The sequence below is a fragment of the Kitasatospora sp. MAP5-34 genome (assembly GCF_029894335.1).
Classification (GTDB): domain Bacteria; phylum Actinomycetota; class Actinomycetes; order Streptomycetales; family Streptomycetaceae; genus Kitasatospora.
Genome location: NZ_JARXZC010000010.1, coordinates 1 through 21,537 on the forward strand (window position 1 = coordinate 1; position 21,537 = coordinate 21,537).

The following is a 21,537-nucleotide window of genomic DNA, read 5'->3' on the forward strand; positions in this document are numbered from 1 at the left end:
CGGACGGCGGCGCGCCCACGCCCAGGCTCAGCGGGGTGCCGCCGGCGGTGAGGAACCTGATCCGCTCGGTCAGGGTGTGGAACAGCTCCTCGAGGGCCTTGCGGTCCTGGGCGACCACGTCGAAGGAGACGAAGGCGGCCGCAGCGGGTTGCGGGGTGAGGATGCCGGCCTGGTGTTCGCCGTGGAACGGCACGGCCGCGTTCACCCCGCCCGCGTCGGCCGCCTCGGACCGGCCCGCGCCGATCAGGGTGAGGGCACCGCCGGCCAGTGCGGCCGAGGTCGCGCCGACTCCCAGCGCCGCGCCGAGGAAGCTGCGGCGCGCCGGTCCGGCCGGACAGCCCGTGGCCGCAGGCTCCTGCGGGGGCTGTGCAGCGGCCACGGACTGGTGGGGGAAGGGGCAGGAGCCGGTGGTCACGTTTTTCTCGTTCTGGGTAGTCATCAGGCGGACTTCCGGATCTCAAGAAGGTCGGGGATCGGGGCGAGGTCTTCGAGGAGCTGGCCGGTGGCGCCGTTGAGCCGCATCCGGGTCCGGGGGTCGAGCTGCTGCACGGGAGTCCAGCTGCCGTCCGCCCGGTGAGTAGCCGTCAGCAGGTCACTGAGGTGCTTGAGACCGGCGTTCACGGTGGTCAGCGTCCGGGGGCTGCGCTGCTCGATCAGCGGCGCCAGGACGCTCAGGAGTTCCTGGGTTCCGGCCAGGTTGGCCTGGGTGGTGGCCAGGTTGGTGCCGCTGCCCTGGTCGGTGTCGCCGGTGAGCTCGAACTGGAGGGTGTTCTCCAGGATTTCGTGGGTCCGCAGCGGCAGGTCGGCGGCGTCGAACTGCTGGGTCGGGAAGGCCTTGGCGAGCCCGTCCACGTCCGAGGCCAGTTGGTCGGCGACGGGGGTCAGGTCGGCGGCGCTCTGCTGGTGCCACAGGCCGTACTCCAGGCGGTGGAAGCCGCTGAAGTCCTGGTCGGTCACGCCGCCGGGCAGGCCGTCGGCCCGGCCGTTGATCTTCTGGTCGAAGTCCGCGAAGGTGCCGTAGGCGGCGCCCAGCGCGGAGTACTGGAGGTGCGCGGTCAGCCAGTCCGCCCGGGCGGCGTCCAGGTTGCCGTCGTGCAGATCCGCCTGGAGCTTGTGGGTCTGCGTCGACAGGGTGGCCAGACCCGCCTGGACGAACGTCCGGTAGGAGTCCAGCGGCGCCTTCAGGTCGTCCTCCGACACCGGGATGACGGCTTTCGCGTCCCGGGCGCCCGTGACGTGTACGGCGGCCGAGGTGACCGGCGTGCCGTCGGCGGGTACGCACCGCCAGGCGTAGTCGCCCTTGCCGATCGTCGCGGTCAGCGGCCGGGTCGTCCCGGGGGCGAGACCCTCGATCTCACCGTAGACCGCGTTCGTCGTCGGATCGATCAGGTACACCTCGGAGGTCCGGCCACCCGCGTTGTGCAGCTGGAACGTCTGCTGGCCGGGCTGCGGGGTGCTGAAACCCCTCCCGCACCGGTCCTTCGCGTCCGAGACGGTCACGGTCGCGGTGGCGGCCGGCTTTCCCCCGCCGGCCACGATCGCTGTGCAGGCGAGGAGGCCGGGAACGGCGACCAGTGCCACCGGGACCGCCCAGCCGGGTCGGCGCTGCGGCTTGCCGGGGGCGGCCTCCGCCGTGGCGGGGTCCGTGGTGGGTGGGGAGGCCGGGCTCGCGGACCCGCCGCTCCGGCTGATGAGGCTGAACAGCAACCGGCCGGGCCGGGGCATCCCGGGGCGGCGGAGGAAGAACGACATCACCACCGCCAGGTAGCCGAGGTAGCAGACGACCTGCAGCCAGGTCATCTGCGGCGAGAGGTTGAAGACGCCCTGGAGCAGGGTGCCGTACCAGGAACCGGCGTCCCGGCCGGCGCCCAGGTGCACGGCGAGAGCCGAGTTGCCGGGCAGTACGCCGCCCTCCTGCAGGTCGCGCAGCCCGTACGCGAGGACGCCTGCGGCGATGACGACGAGCAGCACGCCGGTGCGGGTGAAGAACGCGGCCAGGTTGATCTTCAGTACCCGGCGGTACAGGGCCCAGCACGCGACGGTCGAGAGCAGCAGGCCCGCTGCCGCGCCCACCGCCGGACCGGCCGTCTGGCCGGCGGCCTGCATGTTGCTCCAGAGGAAGAGCGCGCTCTCCAGGCCCTCGCGGCCGACGGCCAGGAAGGCGGTGGTGATCAGCGCGCCCGCGCTCAGCTCCATGGCGGTGGTGACCTGTGCCCGCAGGTCGCCGGAGAGGCCGCGGGCCGAGCGGCGCATCCAGAAGATCATCACGGTGACGAAGCCGACCGCCACCACGCTCAGCGTCCCGCCGAAGACCTCCTGGGCGGAGGTGGAGAGGTTGGCGGTGGTGAAGGTGAGGACCGCGCCGAAGCTCAGGGCCAGTGCGGCCGCGGCCAGTACGCCGATCCAGACCTGGCGCAGCTTGGCCTGCTGGCCCGAGCGCACCACGGTGGCGACCAGGATGGAGACGACGAGCCCCGCTTCGAGCCCCTCTCTCAGCCCGATCAGGAAACTCGGAAAAGCCGTGCTCCACATGGAAGTCCTCCTGGGTCTGCGCCGGGTGGCCGGCTGGGCTGGTGCGGACCGTCCCGGCTGTTCGGGTCGGGTAGGTCGGGCAGGTCGCGGCCGGGACACGAACACCTGTAGGGGCGCACGGGGAACAGGAGTTCGGCATCCTGCTCCACGACCTTCCTCGCCGGTTCGCCCCGGCACCATCTGGGAGAAAGCCCAGGGGGCCTACGACAGGGGGGAATTCAGAGATTGTCGGTAACCGGCGGGACGGCTGAGATGGAGACCGCACAGCGAGACAGCAGTGCGAATCCTGCGGCGGACAGACATCCGGTCCTGCCGCCCAGCCGTCCCGAACGCGGACTGCCTACCTGTGAGGGGTCAACAAGAGATGACTGTCCAGAGCGAGTTCAAGTACAAGACGTACGTCGAGAACATCCTGGCGCTCCCCTTCGAGAACCTCACCAGCCACGAGCTTCAGCAGGTCTGGTACCTCTCCTGGGTCGCCGCCGTCGAGTTCGGCGAGGCCCTGCGCCTGTCGCAGAAGATGTACCCGGACCACGCCGGCCTGCAGGAGATGATCCTCGGCGAGCTGGACACCACCAACCTGGCGCTGGAGGACTTCCAGGAGCCCAAGGACCACCACGAGTTCCTCTCCCACTTCCTCATCAAGCACGGCGTGATGGAGAAGATGGAGGCCGAGCTCGGCGAGCACGCGGCCACCTACCTGGCGGCCTGCCGCGCGCTGGACCCGCACACCCGTGCCATGACGGTCTTCAGCCGCGAGGAGGAGCTGGCGGGCATCTTCGCCCGGTTCCTGGACTCTGCCGAGGAGAACTGGGAGGCCCCCGGCCTCTACGCGTTCAAGCACTACCTGACCACGCACATCGTCCTGGACTCCAGCGAGGGCGGGCACCACGAGCTCACCAACGACTTCCCGATCGACGACGCCGTCTCGCCGTTCTACGAGGCCCGTTTCGAGAGCTTCCGGCTCGTCCCGTCGCTCGCCGCGAGTGGCGCGTACGACGCTGTCTGAGCTGGTCCCCGCCACCGTGTTCACCCGTCGGCCGATGGTCCGTCCAGCCTTCCCCCGGGGCTGGGACGGGCCGTCGGCCGACTACCCCCACCGTCCCCGAGGACCGCCGTCCTCCGCTTCGCCAGAGGTGTGACACATGTCGACCGTTATCAGGGAACTCGCCATCACCGCCGAGGAGTCCGGCCAGATCCGCACGCACCTGGACGCCATCATGGCGGACGACCGGATGCCCGACCCGAACTACTTCGTGGAGCACTCGCACGTCCTGGCCCAGGAGCTCCCCCGTCGCGTCCGCGAGGCGTTCTACACGTTCGGCCGTTGTGAGGTCACCTCGGCGCTGCACGTCACGGGGAACCCCGTGCTGCGGGACGGGCCCGGCCCGACGCCGGTGACCTACGTCGAGGAGGAACCGGGGTACCGGCTGAACGACGCCCAGATCCTGCACGGTCTCTACGGCAGCCTGCTGGGCGAGCCGGTCGGCTTCACCTCGCAGCGCAAGGGCAGCATCTTCAACACGATCACCCCGATGCCCTCGCTGTCCGGCGTGGCCAACTCCAGCTCCGGGTCCATGTTCGACTTCGGCTTCCACATCGAGGATGCCTTCCACCCGACCCGCGCGGAGTTCATCGGCCTCGCCTGCATGCGCAACGACGAGCGTGCCGCGACCACCATCTCGAACGTCGACGGTGTCGAGCTGACCGAGGAGGAGCTGGACGCCCTCTTCGAGCCGCAGTTCGTCATCGGGCACAACCCGATCCACTCGACCTCCGGGGTGATCTCGGAGGAGAAGCTGAGCGTCTTCTTCGGTCCGCGCGAGCGCCCGTACGTCCGGATCAACTTCGCGACCCTCAAGGTCGAGGACTACGACGGGGTGCCCCGGCGGGCGCTGGAGAAGGTGCGGCAGCACTTCGAGGACAACCGGGCCCAACTCGTGCTGCAGGCTGGGGACTTCGTCTACATCGACAACTTCCGTTGCGCGCACGCCCGGGACGCCTTCGACCCGCTGCCGCCGGGCAAGGCCCGCTGGCTCTCCCGGGTGGTCTTCGCCACCGACCTGCGCAAATCCCGTGAACTGCGGGGTAGCACCGTCACCCGCGCCATCGCGGCCTGAGCCGATGACCACCAGCTACCTGCAGTCCCCACCGGGGCGCGGCGTGGCCATCCCGCGCAGCCGTCCCGTCGTGATCTACGACTCGGGTGTCGGCGGCCTCACCGTGGCCCGGCATCTGGTCCAACTGATGCCCTCGGAAGACCTGTTGTTCGTCGCCGACAACGGGTGGTTCCCGTACGGGGACAAGAACGATCTGGCGCTGAGAGCCCGGATCTACGGGGTTCTGCACGCGATCACCGAGTCCGCCAACCCCCGCGCGATCGTCATCGCCTGCAACACGGCCTCCACGGCGGTGGCGTCGAGCCTCGACGACCTCGGCGCGGGGGTGCCGATCTTCCCCGTCATTCCGCCCGTCGAGCAGACGGCCCAGGCCGTCCGGGGCGGCACGGTCGCTCTGCTCGGCACCCCCAGCACGACCCGCCGCTCGCTGGTGCGGCGGCTGATCGAGCAGCAACAGGGGGTCGCCAACTTCGAGTTGATCGGCTCCATGGAGCTGGTCCACCTGGCGGAGAAGAAGCTGGCGGGCCAGCAGGTGTCGGCAGACGAGGTCACCGAGGCGCTCGACGCGGTCGTCCCGGCCTCGGTACGGGCCGGGGTGGACGGGGTGATCCTCGCCTGCACGCACTTCCCGTGGCTGCTGGAGGAGCTCCAGCCGGCCTTCCCGAACGCGCGGGTGTGGAGCGACCCGGCCCGGGACGTCGCGCGGAAGGTCATGTCGCAGGTGCCGGCGCGGGTCCGATCCCCGCGCGAAGACGTGACGCGGGTGCTGAATCTGACGAGCAGTCACAATCGGGACGAGCTCGGGCCGGTCTTCGCCCGCCACGGATTCTGGGCCGGTCCGTCGCTCGCCTTCGGCTCGAACGTCTACGCCACGTCCCTGCAAACCGGATGAGAAGAGGTCGGTCATGACCGCCGCCGCCACGAAACGCATCTTCGTCTGCAACAACAAACGTGTCACCCCGACCTCCTGCGGCCTCCGGCTGGACGCCTCGGGCGCGGCCGACCAGCTGACGGAACTCCTCGCGGAGCGGGCGGACACCGGTACCGAGTACCAGGTGATCAAGAGCAAGTGCCTGGGACGCTGCCAACTCGGGCCCGTGCTGGGGGTCTTCCCGGACAACGCCTGGTACACGTACGAGGACCGCGAGGACCTCGGCGAGATCGTGTCGGAGCACCTGGAGAACGGGCGTCCTGTCGAACGACTGGCCATCAGAAGGAACACCAGAAGCGCTGCGTGACAAGCCGTACGGCGGGCCTGCGGGCCAGCCGTACGGCAAGCGCATGACCGGCCGCACGACCAGGGCCGCCCGACCCGGCCGCCTGACCAACTGACGTCCCCCTCAAGGATGCGAGGCCGTAACGTGTCTGCGACACCCACGAGACCGCTGTCGGTCGCCGTGCTCGTCAAACAGGTCCCCCGCCCGGACGAGCTCCGGCTGGGTTCCGACAACCGTCTGTCGCGCTCCGGCGTCCAGCACGAGATGAACCCGTACTGCCGCCGGGCGGTGGCTGCCGGGGTCGCCGCGGCGGAGGCGAGCGGTGGCACCAGCACCGTCCTCACGCTGGGACCTCCGGCGGCCGAGGACTGCCTGCGCGAGGCGGTGGCCTGGGGCGCCGACCGTGGCGTCCTGATCACCGACCCGGTCTTCGCCGGCAGTGACACGCTCGCCACCGCACGGGCGTTGGCGGCGGCGCTGGACAGACTGGGCCCGTTCGACCTCGTCCTGTGCGGACGGAACTCGGTCGACGCGGACACCGCGCAGATGCCGGCCCAGCTCGCCGAACTGCTGGACTGGCCGATGGCCGGTGGCGTGCGCGAGCTGAGCTTCGAGGCGGACGCCGTCCGGGTCAGCTGTGAGCACGACGACGGCCGACTGGACGCCCGGGTGACCCTGCCCGCCGTGCTCACCTGCGCGGAGCGGCTCATCGACCCGGCGAAGGTCGGCGCCGAGGGCCGGGCCGCAGTCCCGGCGGACCGCATCCTCCGGCTCGCCGCAGCCGACCTGGGCCCCGGCCCCTGGGGCGAGCAGGCCAGCCCCACCACGGTGGGGGAGACCCGGCAGGTCGAGGCCGAGCGCTGGGGTCTGCGCTACGGCGGGGACGAGGACGAAGTCCGGCGGGCGGTCGCCCTGTTGGCCTGCCACGACGTCTTCGAACCGGCGCCCGCCGAGACGGCTGGTCCGGCCCGGTCCGGCGGTCACGGCACGGCCCCGAGCGGCCCGATCGTGGTGCTGGCCGAACCAGGCAGGCTCACCGCCACCCGGGACCTGCTGGGCGAGGCTGCCCGGCTGGCCGGCGGGCGCGGCGGAGTCGTCGTACTCAGCACCGAACCGCTGGACACCGCCGAGGCGGGCCGATGGGGCGCGGACCTGGTGGTACCGGTCTGCGGCGCCGAGGCGGAGGAGGACGTCGCCACCGCGCTCACCAACTGGTGCCTGGAGAACTCCCCCTGGGCGGTACTCGCCCCATCGACCATGTGGGGACGGGAGGTTGCCGCACGGGCCGCCGCCCGGCTGGGAGCCGGCCTGGCCGGGGACGCCATCGAACTGGAAGCCGACGAACGCGGGTTGGTCTGTTGGAAGCCGGCCTTCAGCGGCGCGCTGGTCGCCGCCGTGCGGTTCCGCTCGGCGGTCCAGCTGGCGACGGTCCGTGGCGGTGTGCTGCGGACGGCGCCCCCCAGAGACGCGGTGGCGCAGCTGGCCCCCGAGGTGACGGTGTCGCCGCGCGGGCGGGTCGTGATCGCGCTGCGTACGCGTGACGACGACGTGGACGCGCTGGCCGGGGCACAGACCGTGGTCGCCGTGGGCGCGGGTGTGGCCCCGGAGGACTATCCGCTGCTGCGCCCGCTGCTCGACCTGCTGGGAGCCGAGCTGGCCGCCACCCGCAAGGTGACGGACCGGGGTTGGCAGCCGAGAGCCCGTCAGATCGGCATCACCGGCCGCAGTGTGGCGCCGAGATTATTCATCGCCATCGGCACCAGCGGCCGCTTCAACCACCTGGCCGGCGCCCGTGGCGCGGACGTGATCCTGGCCGTCAACAACGATCCGGGCGCGCCGGTCTTCGAGGCGGCGGACGTCGGCCTGGTCGCCGACTGGCGGCAGGCCGTGCCCTGGCTGGTCCGCGCGGTGGCCGCACTGCGGCAGCCGGTGGCCGAGCCTGCGGCGGCCGTGGCGGCCGCCTGAACGACGCCGGTCGCGCCCCGACCGGTCACCCGGTGTCCGCCGGGCCTTGCACCGCCCGGAGACCCGAGGTCTCCGGGCGGTGCTCGTTGTACCCGGGCGAGCACTGCGCGTGAATCTCCTACTGCGCGTGCGCGTTCACGGCGTCCGGCCCGAGTGGCGGCCCCTAGCGTGGGAACGCGCTCTAAAGCCGTCCGTGCACGGTCGGGGCGCATACCCTTCTATCCGTCCAGTGGCCCCCGGCCGCTGTCACTTGGAGAGTTTTCAGATGACCTCGAAGTACTCCCGCGGCGTGCTCCTGTGCGTCATCGCGGCAGCGTCCTGGGGTGGCATGTTCCCCGTCATGACGGGGGCGCTCAAGCACATCGACCCGTTCACCTTCACCTGCATCCGGTACACCATCGCCGGGCTCTGCTTCCTGCCGCTGCTGCTCGCGCTGGAGGGCCGGGCCAGTCTGCGACTGGGCGGCGAACGGCTGTGGCTGGCCTGGTTCCTGGGCACCTCCGGGTTCGCGGGCTTCCAGTTCCTGGTCTTCCTGGGGCAGAAGCTGGTCGGGAAGGACGGCGCGCTGATCGCGTCGATCATGATGGTCCTGCAGCCACTGCTGGGCTTCCTGGCGAACTGGGTGGTCCGTAAGGTCGCGCCGCCCAAGGGTGCGCTGGTCTTCATCGCGATGTCGCTGGTCGGCGTCCTGTTCGTGATCACCAATGGTCACCTGAGCATCCTGATCCAGCGGCCGCAGCAGTACGGGGCCGACGGCCTGATCATCCTCGGCGCGCTCTGCTGGGTGATCTACACCATGGGTGGCTCGTTCTTCCCGCACTGGTCCCCGGTGAAGTACACCACCGTCACCACCGGCCTCGGCCTCACCAGCGCGTACGCCATCACCGCGATCCTGCTGGGCACCGGCCTGATCGCGGTCCCGACCGGGGACTCGCTCGTCGCCGTCATCCCGCACCTGGCCTACATGGGCCTGGCGGCCGGCTTCTGCGGCGTCCTGTTCTGGAACCTCGGGAACAAGGCCATCGGCCCGCTGAACGGCGTGCTCTTCATGGACGTCGTCCCGATCACCGCGTTCACCATCACGGCGTTCGGCGGCCACAAGCCGGGCGGGATGCAGATCGTCGGTGCCCTGATCAGCGCCACCGCCCTGGTCCTGAACAACATGTACCTGCGCCGTCGGCAGAGTTCGCTGACCGGCCCGGCGGCGGCCAAGCCGGCCGCGAGCCCGGCCGCCACAGTGTCGGCCAAGGCCGAAGCGGTGAGCCGATGACGAGCCGCCGCACGTCCATCCTGTCCCGGCCGGCCCACGGCTCCGGCCGGCCGGCCCATGGGGGCGCGCACAGATGACCGTCACCGTCTCGGCCGAGCCGTCCCGCATGACGAACCAGGAACCGGTCGTCGACATCCGAGAGTCGCTGGCGGTCTGCCGGCCGACGCTGGACTTCCTCGACGACCAGGACTGGACGGCACAGATCGGCGCCATCCAGGAGCTGTTCGCAGTATCGGCCGAGAAGGTCGGCGTCCGGCACTTCTCGTACCAGATCATCCGATGCCCCGTGATGGCCGTGGCCAGGCCGATCTCCCCGGTCATCACGACCTTTCCCGAGTCCTGGCAGCGCAGATACGCCGAGGAGGGGTACGCGGAGAACGACCCGGTGCTGGCCGAATGCCTGGTCGGCCCGGTGCCGTTCAGCTGGTCGCGGCTGAGCAGGTCGCCGGGGTTGGGCCAACGCCAGCGGCAGTTCCTCAAGGAGGCGCAGGCCGCCGGTCTCGGCCAGGGCATGACCATACCGATCCATGCGCAGGGCGAGGTGGCGGCCCTCAACCTGGTGCCCGACGAGCACCGGGTCAGCCTGATGCACAGCAACACCTATCTGCTGTACCTAATGGCGCACTACCTCCACCTGAAGGCGCGCCGTCCGCTGGTGGAGGTGGCGCTGGCCACCTCGGCCCGGCGGCGGTCGCTGCTCTCGCCCCGGGAGACCGAGGCCCTGGAGTGGACGGCCCGGGGGAAGACCACCAGGGAGATCTCCAGCGGGCTCGGTATCTCGGAGAAGGGGGTCGAGTTCCACCTGGAGGGCGCGAAGCGCAAGCTCCAGGCTTCCAACCGTACGCACGCGGTCGCCAAGGCCCTGGTCCTGCGACTGCTGTTCGCCGCCCCGTGAGCCCGGGGCCAGGCTCCGGGCCCGGCAGGAGAGGAAGGTCCGCATGCGGCATCCCACACTGCTCACACTGGCGCTCGCCGCCAGACGGAAGCCACTGCTCTCAGCGCAGCAGACCGAGGCCCTGGAGTGGTACGCCAGGGGCCGTAGCACATCGGAGACCGCCACCGCCATGGGTGTCCCGCAGCAGGACGTGACAGCCCTGCTGAACGGTGCCGCCCGCAGGTTGCAGGCGGCCGGCAGCGCCCAGGCCGTCGCGAAGGCGCTGGCACTGGAGCTGCTCTTCCGGGGCCGCTGATTGCGGCCCGCCCCGCTCTCCTGCGGGGCGGGCCGTACCCCTGCCGGCGGACGTTCGCAGAGCCCCCTGCCGGCGGACGTTCCTACAGGCCCAGGGACTTGGCGATGATGGTCCGCATGACCTCGCTGGTGCCGCCGTAGATCCGGAAGACCCGGTTGTCGGTGTAGAGGCGGGCGATCGGGTACTCCAGGATGTAGCCGTAACCGCCGTGCAGCTGAAGGCACTTGTCGATCACGACGGACGCGGATTCGGTGCAGAACAGCTTGACCGCCGCCGCGTCCGCCACCGTCAGCCCGCCGTGCTGGTAGAGCTCCAACGCCCGGTCCACCATGGACTGCTGAGCCACCACCTGGGTCTCGCAGTCGGCCAGCGTGAACTTGGTGTTCTGGAACTCGGCCACCGCCTGGCCGAAGACCTTGCGGTCCTTCACGTACTGCAGTGCGAACCGCACGGCGGCCGCCGCCGACGCGTACGCGCCCACCGCGATCGCCAGGCGCTCCTGCACCAGGTTGTGGGTGAGGTACGAGAAGCCCTTGCCCTCCTCGCCGAGCAGGTCCGCGACCGGTACCCGTACGTCGGTGAAGGAGAGTTCGGCCGTGTCGGAGGTGCGCAGGCCGATCTTCTGCAGCTTGCGGCCCACGGCGTAGCCCTCGGACTTCGTGTCCACGCAGAGGATCGACAACCCGGCCCGCCGGTCGGCCGGGTCGTACGGCGCGGTGCGGCAGATCACGAGCACCAGGTCGGCCAGCACGCCGCCGGTGATGAAGGTCTTCGCGCCGTTGAGGACGTAGTGGGTGCCGTCCTCGGAGAGTCTGGCGGTGGTGGTGATGCCCGCGAGGTCGGAGCCGGCACCGGGTTCGGTCATCGCGATCGCGGTCATGATGTCGCCCGAGACGAAGCCGGGCAGCCAGCGCTGCTTCTGCTCCGCGTCGGCGTACTCCAGGATGTACGGCAGGACCAGGCCGGTGTGCACGCCGGAGGAGCCGAAGGTGACGCCCGCGCGGGCGCACTCCTCGGCCACCACCGCCTGGTACTTGAAGCCGCTCTCGCCCGCGCCGCCGTACTCCTCGGGCACCTCGATGCCGTAGACGCCGAGCTCGCCGAGCTTCCGGTAGAAGTCGCGCGGCGGGTGGCCCTCGGTCTCCCAGGACTCGTAGACCGGGACGACCTCCCTGGCGATGAAGGCCCGGATGGTCTCCCGGAAGCTCTCGTGGTCCTCGTTGAACACGGTGCGGCGCACGGTGGCGCTCCCTTCGTGGTGCCCGGAACTTCGCGGTTCCCGTTGCTGCGGTTCCCGTTGATCGCCCGACAAGTTAATCGCCGGTAGCCTGCACTGTCCAGCATCCGAACCGGTCCTTTCTCCGGATGACCCAGTCTTGCGGCTTCCGCTAAGTGAATCCTTGCTACCCTGGCCGGGCTGATGGCCGGACCGCTGGTGGCATGGGGGTGGATGGTGTCGACCGAGCGGGGTACGGCGCGACGGCCGCCCGGGCGCAAGGCGCAGCTGCTCGGCGCGGCGGGTGAACTGTTCCACCGGCGCGGCTACCACCAGGTCTCGATGGCGGAGGTCGCCGCCGAGGTGGGGATCACCGCTCCGGCGCTCTACCGGCACTTCCGGGGGAAACCCGAACTCCTGCGCCGAGTGGTCGACCTGGAGCTGTCCGCGTTGCACGAGGCGGTCCTGGCCGGCGCGGACGGGCCGGCCGCGCTCTGCGCGGCACTCGCCGCCGCCGCTGTCGACCACCGCACCCTCGGCACACTCTGGCAGCGCGACGCCCGGCTGCTGCCCGCCGCTCAGCGCGCCGAACTGCGGCGGGCACTGCGCGCCGACGTCCAGCGGATGGCCCGGGTGGTGGGCGCGACCCGGCCCGAACTCGCCTACGGTGAAGCCGAATTCCTCAGCTGGTCGGTCCTGTCGGTGTACGGGAGTCTCTCCCACCACACCTTCGCCCCGCCTCGGCGGCGCTTCGAGCGACTGCTGCGACAGCTCGGCACCGACGTCCTGGCGCTCCCGTCGGCCGACCTCCCAGCCGACCTCGCAGCCGGTCTCCCGGCTGACCTCCCGGCCGACGGGCGGGATCTCCGGGGCGGCGACCCGACGACCGTCCAACTCGCGGCGGGGGCAACGGAGTCGCGTCGCGAGGAGCTGCTGACGGCAGCCGTCCGGCTGTTCCACGAGCGCGGTTTCGACAACGTGAGCACCGATCAGCTCGGCGCGGCCGTCGGGATCGCCGGACCCAGCGTGTACAAGCACTTCGACTCCAAGTCGGAGCTGCTCGCTGCCGCTCTCGTACGCAGCCGCGAGCGGCTGTGGCACGAGGTCGAGGGCGCGATCAGGGCCGGAACCACCCCCGCCGGGGCCCTGTCCGCCGGGCTGCGCGCCTACGTCGGCTTCGCCGGGCACAACGTCCACTACCTGGGCGCGATGCTCAGCGAGACCGACCGGCTGGCCGAGCCCGACCGCAAGGCGGCCCTCGACTTCCGCCGGGACTTCCTGCGGACCTGGGTCGGCCTGCTCCAGCAGCTCCGCCCCGAGTACGAGAACGCGGAGGCCCGGATCCGTGTGCACGCGATGTTCGCACTGGTCAACGACGGCGTGCGGAGCCGCCCGGGCGGGGCCGGGCCCGAGCTCACCGAGTGCCTGATCGCACTCGGCCGGGCAGTGCTCGGGACGGCGGACACCACGGACGCCGGAACGCCCCGAGGGGCGAGCCACAGCGGCTCGCCCCTCGGCTGACTGTTACGACTGCCTACGACCGCCTACGACTGTCGGTCCGGCGGCCGGCTGGTCCGGCCTAGTACAGGACGAAGGGGTAGTAGACCTTGTGCGAGAGGTTGCCGTTGCCCTGGACGGTGCCGACGCCACCGGAGTTGCCGGCGACCCCCACGTTGTTGTTCTGGTTGCTGCTCCCGGAGCCGGTGGCCGTCTGCTGGGTGCCGTTGGCGTTGCCGTGCACGCTGCCGACGATGTTGCCGGAGCCGGTGTTGCTGACCACGCTGCTGTTGGAGAGATGGTCGGAGCCCGCGCCGTTGTCGGCCTGGGCGGTACCGACGCCGGCCAGGAGGAAGGCTCCGAGAGCGGCGATGGCGGCGACTGCGCGAATACGGGACACGGTGGTCTCCTGCTTGCTCGGTACGAAAGTAGCGCGAGCGGGGTGGCCGCCCCGCGTTGCGCCGTTGGCTGGCGTCGCATCGCAAGCATTCCCCAGTCGGCCCATTGACTTCAATAGTTGGCGGCAGCGTTAGCCCGAAGGTGTCGCACGGAGGGGATAACCCCTCAACGACCGGCCCGGCCCGAAGATGCGTGAGAAGGCTGAAATCCCCCCGAATGGCGGCTATTTCTCCCACCTGCGTGGGCGCGGCGAGAGTCGGGCCGTCGTCAATCCCAGGTTGACCGGCCCTGCGGGGCGATATTCCTCCGACAAGCAGACAATCTCTTGGGCATTGCTTTGCTATTTCATTGCCAATCCTCGAATGTCACAAGTCTTGAACGTCAGGAGTCCCAGTCCCGTGACCAGTCCCGCCACCAGCTCCTCGCTCGGCCCTGGACCGTCCTGAACCGTCCTGAACGGTCCGGTACGAGTGGTCCGAACCGGACAGTCCGGTCCGCTCACCTGCGCAGTCCGGTACGTACATGTGCGTTCAAGCTTTCGATCAGGCAAGGTGGGGCAGGAGAGTACAGCGGTGGCCGGAAGCCACCAGGGGTGGCGAGGAGTGGTAGTGCCGAAGCGGGGCCGGGGCCGGCCGGGCAGCGCGAAGAGTGTCAGCCGCGCCCGGAAGGCCAGGGGTGGCGGGCCCGTCCGTCCCGGGCCCAAGCCGGTGGAGCCGCGCGACGCGCCGCCGACCGAGGGTCTGCTCGGCCCCGACACGCCACCGGTCGAACAGAGCACCGCCGTCCCGCTGGCCCTGCCGCCGGCCGAGACCGAGGGGCTGCTCCGGCCCGCAGAAGCCGAGACGACGGCGGAAACCCCCGTCGGGGCCGCCGCCAAGCCGTACGTCAGCGTCGCCGAGGACACCCTCAGCCCCGAGGACTGGCGCGCCGTCGGCTACAGCCTGCCCGTCGGGCTCGGCGTGCCCAACCTCAACCCGGGCGCCCCCGGCGCCGCTCCCTGGCCGGACCGGATGCGCACCCTGCTGCGCACCCCGATGGCCGAGCGCCCCGCGTACGAGCGGACCCAGCGCGAGCAGAAGCCGGACGCGGCGCTCCGGAGCGTCCCCCGCATCCTGGACCTGACGCTCCGGATCGGCGAACTGCTGCTGGCCAGCGGCGAGGCGGCCGAGGACGTCGAGGCCGCCATGCTGGGCATCGCCCACGCGTACGGGCTGGACCACTGCGAGCCGCAGGTCACCTTCACCCTGATCGGGATCTCCTACCAGCCCTCGCTGGTGGACCCGCCGGTCACCGCCGACCGGGTGGTGCGCCGCCGGACCTCCGACTACACCCGGCTGGCCGCCGTCTACCGGCTGGTCACCGACATCACCGCCGAGAAGCTCTCGGTCAACGACGCCTACCGCCGGCTCGCCGAGATCCGCCGCAACCGGCATCCGTACCCGACCTGGCTGCTGGCCCTGGCGACCGGGCTGCTGGCCGGCGCCGCCTCCTTCCTGGTCGGGGGCGAGGTCGACGCCAAGGCCTGGTTGGTCTTCGTGAACGCCTTCGTCGCCGCCATCCTCGGCGACCGGCTGGCCGCGCTGGTCGCCCGCCGGGGGCTGCCGGAGTTCTACCAGTTCGTGATCGCCGCGATGCCGGCCGCCACCTCCGGCGTGATCCTTTCGAACTTCCCCGACGCGGGCCTGCGCGGCTCGGTCGTCATCACCGGTGGGCTGTTCGCGCTGCTTCCCGGGCGGGCGATGGTCGCCGCCGTGCAGGACGGTCTCACCGGCTTCTACATCACCGCCGCCGCCCGGCTGCTGGAGGTGCTGTACCTGGTCGCGGGCATCGTGATCGGCGTGATGCTGGTGCTGTACGCCGGGCTGAACACCCACGCCAGGTTCAATCCGGGCGAGAGCCTGGCCGGGGTCGACAGCCACCCGCTGATCCGGCTGACCGCCGCGATGGTGCTGACCCTGGCGTTCGCGATGCTGCTGCAGACCGACCGCCGCAACCTGCTCTTCGTCACCCTCAACAGCTGTGCCGGCTGGGCCACGTACGGGGTGCTCACCCGCAACGCCGGGTACTCCCCGATCATCGCGACCGGTGTGGCGGCCGGGCTGGTCGGCCTGTTCGGGCAGCTGATGGCCCGTTACCGCTCCGCCTCCTCGCTGCCCTACGTCACGGCGGCCCTCGGTCCGCTGATGCCCGGTTCGGCGATCTACCTCGGCATGCTCGCCTTCACCCAGAACCAGCCCGACGTCGGCCTGGCCTCGGTCGGCCGGGCCGCCGCCCTCGCCCTCGCACTGGCGGTCGGGGTGAACCTCGGAGGGGAGATCGCGCGCCTCTTCATGAAACTCCCCGGCCGGACCACCGGGATCAGGGCACCGGGGCTGGGGACGCTGGGGGCGGACCAGCGCCTCGCCCCGTACCTGCTCGCGCCGCGCCGCGCCGCCAAACGCACCCGGGGGTTCTGAGCGGCGTTAGGCCGGTCGTCCCAGCCGATCCTCCCGGCCGGGCGGGACCCCGGAGCGACCCCGGAGCACGAGGGAACGAAGGTACGACGACCCATGATCAGTACGCTGCTCGACGGCTACCGCACGCACATCATCGCCGCGCACAAGCAGCCGCTCTTCCTGCTGTTGGTCGGGTTCATCCTCTCCTTCCTCCTCATCCGCTTCAGCGTGCGGATGATCCGCGCGAAGGTCCGCTGGTGGCCCGGCAACATCACCCCCGGCGGCCTGCACATCCACCACATGGTGTTCGGGCTCGGCTTCCTGCTGCTCGGCGGTATCGGGGTCTTCGCGACCAACGGCGGGCACCCCTGGATCGACTGGTTCGGGTTCAGCTTCGGCATCGGCTGCGGGCTGGTGCTGGACGAGTTCGCGCTGATCCTGCACCTGGACGACGTCTACTGGAGCGAGCAGGGCCGCAAGTCGGTGGACGCGGTGATCTTCGGGATCCTCTTCACCGCGCTGCTGCTCACCGGGTACGTGCCGCTCGGGGTCGTCCCCGGGCAGACTTCACCGGAGGGGTCCGGCCGCTGGGGGCTGGTCGCGGTGATCTCGGTCAACGCGCTGGCCTCGATCGTCGCCCTGTTCAAGGGCAAGGTCTGGACGGGACTGCTCGGCATCATGATCCCCGGCCTCTCCTGGATCGGTGCGGTCCGGCTGGCCCGGCCCAGCAGCCCCTGGGCGCGCTGGCGGTACGCGAGCAGGCCACGCCGCCGGGGGCGTGCGCTCCGGCGTGAGCGCCTGCTGCACCGGCGTGCGGACCGGGCCCGCACCTGGCTGTTCGACCTGATCGCCGGCGCACCCGACAAGGTGCCCGCCCATCACACCGCCACCCACCGCGTAGCCGAGCGGGTGGCCGCCCGGGCCAGTGCCCACCTGGACGCCCACGAGGCCAGGGCGCTCGCCCGCCGCTCCGCCCGGCTCGCCGACCGCCGCGCCGCCTCGGCCGCTCGTGCCTCGACCCCCGTCACCGGTCCGGGCGCCTCCGCCCCCGACCCCGGGCGCCAGGGCCAGGCCCAGCAGCGCCGCCGTACCGTACGGGCCGGCCGGAACCGAACCTACGCGGTACGTCCGTCCGGGACGGCAGGTACGTCCGGCCCAGGCAGCCCTGCCGTCACCGCCCGGCCCGCGACGGTGATCCGCCCCGAGTCGCACCCGGCGTACCGTCACCCACGCATCCCCCGCCCGCACGTACCGCCCAAGCGCTGAGCCCCGCGCCGCCGCTGCTGCCCGCCGCTGCCTGTTGGCGGGCTTGCCGACGGGCCTGACGGTGAGTCGGCAGGGCCGTTCGGGTCGGTGGATCCGACATCTCACCCGGCCGGAGGCACAGGGATGGCGCTGACAGGCCGTCGCGTTTGAGAATATTACGACGAGTGACTGATTTGTCACCTGATGGGATATTTTGACTGGTCATCAGACGTTGGCGAGAGGGAAGAACCGTGGCACGCAGACTCCTGCCGACACTCGTGCTGGCTCTCACCGGTGTGCTCGGGCTGCTCCCTGCAGCCGTGGCCGCCCCGCCCCGAGCCGCCCCACCTGCCGCACCCGCAGCCCTCGACGGGCTCGCCGCCCCCGCCGACGATCCGTACCCGTCGGCCGAGGACATCGCCCGCGCCCAGGCGGAGGCCGACGCCCGTGCCACCGACACCGCTGCCATCGAGGCCCGGCTCTCCGCCGCCCAGAGCGAGCTGGAGCAGTCCGGACGCGTCGCCGAGCAGGCGGTGGAGGCCTACAACGGAGCACAGACCCGGCTGGCCAAAGCCCGGGTCGAAGCCGACGCCTCGACCCGGCGGGCGCAGGCCGCCGAGGCCGCCCGCGCCGACGCGGCGGGGCGAGCGGCCGAACTCGTCGCCGAGACCTACCGGCAGGGCGCGAGCGCCGAACTCTCCGCGATCAACGCGCTGCTCGGCGCCGACGGCCCCCGGGCCCTCACCGAACGGGCCGCCGCCGTCAGCATGGCGGGAGCCCGGACCAAGGACATCCTGGACGCGGCGACCGCCACCTCAGCGGAGGCGTCCCGGGCCTCGGCCGCCGCACGGACCGCCGCGCAGGACGCCCGACGTGCCGCCGAAGCGGTGCTGGCGGCCAAGGAACGGGCCCAGGCCCGGCTGGCAACCCAGCAGAGCGAGGTCGCCGACATCGGCCGCCGCCGCGAACGGCTGCTCGCCGCGCTCGCCACGGCCCGCAACACCACCGTCGAACTGGAGCGCAAGCGCCGCGAGGCCCAGGAGGCGATCGCCGCCCGGGCGGCCGAGGAGGCGGCCCGAGCCGCTGCGGCAGCCGCCCAGGTCTCCGCCGCCACCCCCGGCGCCGACGGCTCGTCGGCGGACGGCGCCGGGTCGGCCAGGGGAGTGGACGCCGCACTGGACTTCGCCCGCTCCAAGATCGGCCTGCCCTACATCTGGGGCGGCGAGGGCCCGACGGGCTACGACTGCTCAGGGCTGACCATGATGGCCTGGCGCACGGCCGGCCGATCGCTCACCCACTTCGCCGCCGACCAGTACGCCGAGTCGACCCCCGTCTCGTACCGCTCGCTCCGCCCCGGTGACCTGGTGTTCTGGACCCACACCGGCCGCGCCGCCGACATCTACCACGTCGCCATCTACCTCGGTGACGACCAGATGATCGAGGCCCCCCGCCCGGGCACGGCCATCAAACAGGCCAGCCTCTGGATCATGGGCCGCCCCGACTTCTACGCCCGCCCGAAGCCTGACCGGGACGCGTAGGTTTCCAGTGTTCAGGGGCACTGCGCCAACTCGGGCTCGGGTTCGGGCCCGCGCTCGGATCCGGTACGCCAGCCGATCAGCGCCGCTACGGCTTCGCCGTCCTGCCTATGGTCGGGAGGATGAAGTCCTGGATCAGGCTCTTGGCGTCCCGCACGATGGGCCGGAAGACCCGGTAGCGGGACAGGTTGATCACCCGGGCGGCCATCGGCGTCGAACGGGTGACGAACTCGCGGGTCCGCTCGGTGTCCGGCGTGCGGTCGAAGACCCAGTAGAGCACCACGACCATGAGGTGCAGCCAGAGCAACTCGGGGAGCAGATCGGCGAGTTCCGCGTCCAGTTTGGGTGCGAGGTCCGAGCCGTTCAGCACCTCGTGGAACAGCTCGACGGCCGTCGCCCGGGCGGGGTGGGACTCGTTGGAGAACGGGCTGAGCGAACTCGTCGGGTCGGCGGCCGTGCGGAAGAACTGTGACGCGAAGCCGTGGTATTCGGCCGCGCAGTCCACCCAGGAGTCGAGGGCGATTCCGAGACGTTCCGCGAAGTCCTTTTTGCCCGCCATCCGACTTCTGGCATCGGCCGCATGCGCATGGGTCATCTGGTCGTAGAATCCTTGGATCAGGAATTCTTTCGACGCAAAATAATAATATGCGTTACCAACCGAGACTCCGGCCTCGGCGGCGATGGCGCGCATCGTGGTCTTGTCGTAGCCACGTTCCTTGAACAGGCGCATGGCCGTCTCAAGGATGAGCGCACGGGTCTGCTCGCTCTTGTCGGTCTTGGGGAGTGCCCGACCGCCGGGGAGCTCGGAGGCCCTGGCGGGCTCAGTTGCGTCGTCCACGCTGGCGAGCCTACCCGGGGGTGTGCGCCCTCCGGCAAGAATCTGAGCAGGGGGCCTCTGACCAGCCGATATCGTTGTACCGGATGTCCCCTGCGCACCCGGTCCAATATTTCGAACGTGTTCAAAACCCCCTGCGGGACGACTCTACGACTCAGGGCGGAACGGGTTCAAGTCGATATCGTGGGAGGCTCGTCACATGACCCGACAGATCGTCATCAGAACGGGTGCGGCAGCCGACGCGGAGACCGTCGCCGCTCTGTACGCCGAGAGCCGGCAGGCGGCGTACGCGGGCATCCTCCCGCCCGAGGTGCTCGGTGACGGCCTGGCGGAGGTGAGCGGCGAGATCTGGGCGATCCGGCTCACCGCCGACTACGGCGAGCCCGCCGACACCCCGGTCCTGCTGATCGCCGAGGCCGGCGGCGAACTGTACGGCTTCGCCTATCTCGTCCCCGAGCCGGACGGCCGGGTGCTGTTGGACAATCTGCACGTCCGCCCCGGCCACACCGGCGCGGGCCTCGGGCGCCGGCTGCTCCGGGAGGCCCTCGCCCTGGCCCGGAACCGGGAATCCGCGCTGTACCTGGAGGTGTTGGCGGGCAACACCCGGGCCGTCGCCTTCTACGAGCGCGAGGGTGGCGTCCGCACGGACGAGCGCGACTGCGAATTCGCGGCCGGCTTCACCCTCCCCGAGTACGAGTACACCTGGCTCCCGGACGCAGCGGCCTGACGAAGGCGCGGGTCAGGCTGGGCCGGTGGCCCGTGGTGCGCGAAGCAGGCGAAAGCCCGCCAGCGTGATCAGCAGGGCCAGCGCGGCCGCCCCGGCGGGCAGCCAGTAGCCGGTGCCCGGGGTGGCGTGCTGTGCCACGGCGCCGCCCAGGGCGGAGCCCGCCGAGATCCCGACCAGCAGGCCGGAGATCACGACCGCCATACCCTCGTTCAACTTCCCTGCGGGCAGCAGCTCCTGGATCAGCGTCAGCCCGGCCACCATGGTCGGCGCGGTCCCCGAGCCGGCGATCAGGATCGCCACCGCCAGTGCACCCAGCCCCGCGCCGGACACCCCGGCGGCCAGTGGGAGCAGCAGCAGCCCCGCCATCGCGGCCATCCCGGCCACCAGGCGGCCGGCGGGCGTGCGCTTGGGCCGGACCAGCCCGAAGGCCAGCCCGGACAGGCACGAACCTGCCGCCATCAGTGCCAACAGGCCGCCCGCCAACGGCCGTTGTCCGAGCGAGTCGGCGTACGCGATGGTGGTGACCTCCATCGACCCGAAGACCGCGCCGGTCGCCACGAAGGCCGGCACCAGCACCCGCAACCCGCTCGACCGCAGTGCGCCGCCACCGCCGGGGGCCGGCGGCTGCACCGGCGGTTCGGTGCGGCGCTGGGCCGCGAAGGCGAGGCCGCCCGTGCAGGAGAGCAGTACGGCGACCGTCAGCCCGGCTTCGGGGAAGAGCGAGGTGCAGAGCAGCATCGCCAGTACCGGCCCGGCCATGAAGCACAGTTCGTCCAACGCCTGCTCGAAGGAGTTCGCCAGCCGCCGTGCCTCGGGGTCGTCCCGGTACAGGTACGCCCAGCGGGCTCGCGCCATCCCGCCCAGGTTGGGCAGCACGGAGGAGGCGGCAAAGCAGACGAACAGCGTCCAGGCCGGGGCGTCGTAGCGGGCGCAGAGCGGCAGTGCCGCGAACGGGACGGCTGCCACCAGCACACTCGGTACGGCCACTCTGGACTGGCCGTACCGGTCGACCAGCCGTCCCAGCAGCGGCATTCCGAGCGCGCCGGTGATCACCCCGGTGGCCGTCACCGCCCCCGCCAGGGCGTACGAGTCCCGGCGGGTGGCGATCATCACGACGGTGCTCACCCCCACCATCGAGAACGAGAGCCGGCCGAGCAGCCCGGCCAGGGTGAAGGCGATCGCGCCGGGGGCGGCGAAGATCCGGCGGTACGAGGCGAACACGGGTGCTCCCGAGAGGTGATCAACGGATGCCCTCAGCCTCCTGGGGGCGGCCCGGGTCGGTCCAACACCTGTTTGGATCGATTGACGCAGCTGCGTTGAAAATCGGCTGACGACACCCCTGACCTGCGTTAAT

19 protein-coding genes are annotated in these 21,537 nt (G+C 71.1%); 13 read left to right on the plus strand and 6 right to left on the minus strand.

Going from position 1 to position 21,537, the window contains the following annotated elements:
* Together P3T29_RS11365 and efeU are read right to left on the minus strand one after the other, a co-directional pair.
* Positions 1 to 439: Dyp-type peroxidase domain-containing protein (locus P3T29_RS11365; RefSeq protein ID WP_280716229.1), on the minus strand; the 439-nt coding region annotated here is incomplete at its 3' end.
* Positions 439 to 2,532 (minus strand): iron uptake transporter permease EfeU, encoded by a 2,094-nt coding sequence (gene efeU, locus P3T29_RS11370; RefSeq protein ID WP_280716230.1) that lies wholly within the window; start codon positions 2,530 to 2,532, stop codon positions 439 to 441. The genes P3T29_RS11365 and efeU, both read right to left, overlap by 1 nt.
* A gap of 364 nt (positions 2,533 to 2,896) precedes the next feature.
* On the opposite strand from efeU, the gene P3T29_RS11375 reads away from it, so the two are divergent.
* The 8 genes from P3T29_RS11375 (at position 2,897) to P3T29_RS11410 (ending at position 10,294) form a co-directional block, all read left to right on the plus strand.
* The gene (locus tag P3T29_RS11375) at positions 2,897 to 3,541 is read left to right on the plus strand and encodes a hypothetical protein (protein ID WP_280716231.1); all 645 of its coding nucleotides are present in this window, start codon (positions 2,897 to 2,899) and stop codon (positions 3,539 to 3,541) included.
* 136 nt (positions 3,542 to 3,677) lie between these two features.
* Positions 3,678 to 4,652, plus strand: a complete 975-nt coding sequence (locus tag P3T29_RS11380; RefSeq protein WP_280716232.1) for a TauD/TfdA family dioxygenase — start codon at positions 3,678 to 3,680, stop codon at positions 4,650 to 4,652.
* A 4-nt stretch (positions 4,653 to 4,656) separates the two neighbouring features.
* Positions 4,657 to 5,544, plus strand: coding sequence for an aspartate/glutamate racemase family protein (locus tag P3T29_RS11385; RefSeq protein ID WP_280716233.1), 888 nt, complete (start codon positions 4,657 to 4,659; stop codon positions 5,542 to 5,544).
* A 13-nt stretch (positions 5,545 to 5,557) separates the two neighbouring features.
* Positions 5,558 to 5,890 carry a hypothetical protein gene (locus tag P3T29_RS11390; protein WP_280716234.1) on the plus strand — a complete coding sequence of 111 codons (333 nt, stop codon included), beginning with the start codon at positions 5,558 to 5,560 and terminating at the stop codon, positions 5,888 to 5,890.
* A gap of 123 nt (positions 5,891 to 6,013) precedes the next feature.
* Positions 6,014 to 7,834, plus strand: coding sequence for an FAD-binding protein (locus tag P3T29_RS11395; RefSeq protein WP_280716235.1), 1,821 nt, complete (start codon positions 6,014 to 6,016; stop codon positions 7,832 to 7,834).
* Between the two features lie 265 nt (positions 7,835 to 8,099).
* Positions 8,100 to 9,104, plus strand: coding sequence for a DMT family transporter (locus tag P3T29_RS11400; protein ID WP_280716236.1), 1,005 nt, complete (start codon positions 8,100 to 8,102; stop codon positions 9,102 to 9,104).
* Between the two features lie 73 nt (positions 9,105 to 9,177).
* Entirely contained in the window at positions 9,178 to 9,999 is an 822-nt protein-coding gene (locus tag P3T29_RS11405; RefSeq protein ID WP_280716237.1) for a LuxR family transcriptional regulator, read from the plus strand.
* A gap of 43 nt (positions 10,000 to 10,042) precedes the next feature.
* Positions 10,043 to 10,294 carry a hypothetical protein gene (locus tag P3T29_RS11410; protein ID WP_280716238.1) on the plus strand — a complete coding sequence of 84 codons (252 nt, stop codon included), beginning with the start codon at positions 10,043 to 10,045 and terminating at the stop codon, positions 10,292 to 10,294.
* Between the two features lie 82 nt (positions 10,295 to 10,376).
* Here the strand turns inward: P3T29_RS11410 and P3T29_RS11415 are convergent, their stop codons facing one another.
* Positions 10,377 to 11,534, minus strand: coding sequence for an acyl-CoA dehydrogenase family protein (locus P3T29_RS11415; protein WP_280716239.1), 1,158 nt, complete (start codon positions 11,532 to 11,534; stop codon positions 10,377 to 10,379).
* A gap of 180 nt (positions 11,535 to 11,714) precedes the next feature.
* On the opposite strand from P3T29_RS11415, the gene P3T29_RS11420 reads away from it, so the two are divergent.
* Positions 11,715 to 13,031, plus strand: a complete 1,317-nt coding sequence (locus tag P3T29_RS11420; protein WP_280716240.1) for a helix-turn-helix domain-containing protein — start codon at positions 11,715 to 11,717, stop codon at positions 13,029 to 13,031.
* Between the two features lie 58 nt (positions 13,032 to 13,089).
* Here P3T29_RS11420 and P3T29_RS11425 read toward each other — a convergent pair whose 3' ends face one another.
* Positions 13,090 to 13,407 carry a hypothetical protein gene (locus P3T29_RS11425; RefSeq protein ID WP_280716241.1) on the minus strand — a complete coding sequence of 106 codons (318 nt, stop codon included), beginning with the start codon at positions 13,405 to 13,407 and terminating at the stop codon, positions 13,090 to 13,092.
* A 607-nt stretch (positions 13,408 to 14,014) separates the two neighbouring features.
* On the opposite strand from P3T29_RS11425, the gene P3T29_RS11430 reads away from it, so the two are divergent.
* The 3 genes from P3T29_RS11430 (at position 14,015) to P3T29_RS11440 (ending at position 18,624) form a co-directional block, all read left to right on the plus strand.
* A complete protein-coding gene (locus P3T29_RS11430) occupies positions 14,015 to 15,862 on the plus strand; it encodes a threonine/serine exporter family protein (RefSeq protein WP_280716242.1) in 1,848 nt (615 codons plus the stop codon).
* Positions 15,863 to 15,955: 93 nt separating this feature from the next.
* Positions 15,956 to 17,107 carry a hypothetical protein gene (locus tag P3T29_RS11435; protein WP_280716243.1) on the plus strand — a complete coding sequence of 384 codons (1,152 nt, stop codon included), beginning with the start codon at positions 15,956 to 15,958 and terminating at the stop codon, positions 17,105 to 17,107.
* Positions 17,108 to 17,337: 230 nt separating this feature from the next.
* Entirely contained in the window at positions 17,338 to 18,624 is a 1,287-nt protein-coding gene (locus P3T29_RS11440; protein ID WP_280716244.1) for a C40 family peptidase, read from the plus strand.
* An 85-nt stretch (positions 18,625 to 18,709) separates the two neighbouring features.
* Here the strand turns inward: P3T29_RS11440 and P3T29_RS11445 are convergent, their stop codons facing one another.
* A complete protein-coding gene (locus P3T29_RS11445) occupies positions 18,710 to 19,459 on the minus strand; it encodes a TetR family transcriptional regulator (protein ID WP_280716245.1) in 750 nt (249 codons plus the stop codon).
* 196 nt (positions 19,460 to 19,655) lie between these two features.
* On the opposite strand from P3T29_RS11445, the gene P3T29_RS11450 reads away from it, so the two are divergent.
* A complete protein-coding gene (locus P3T29_RS11450) occupies positions 19,656 to 20,183 on the plus strand; it encodes a GNAT family N-acetyltransferase (RefSeq protein WP_280716246.1) in 528 nt (175 codons plus the stop codon).
* Between the two features lie 12 nt (positions 20,184 to 20,195).
* Here P3T29_RS11450 and P3T29_RS11455 read toward each other — a convergent pair whose 3' ends face one another.
* Positions 20,196 to 21,404, minus strand: coding sequence for an MFS transporter (locus tag P3T29_RS11455; RefSeq protein ID WP_280716247.1), 1,209 nt, complete (start codon positions 21,402 to 21,404; stop codon positions 20,196 to 20,198).
* Positions 21,405 to 21,537: the final 133 nt, after the last annotated feature.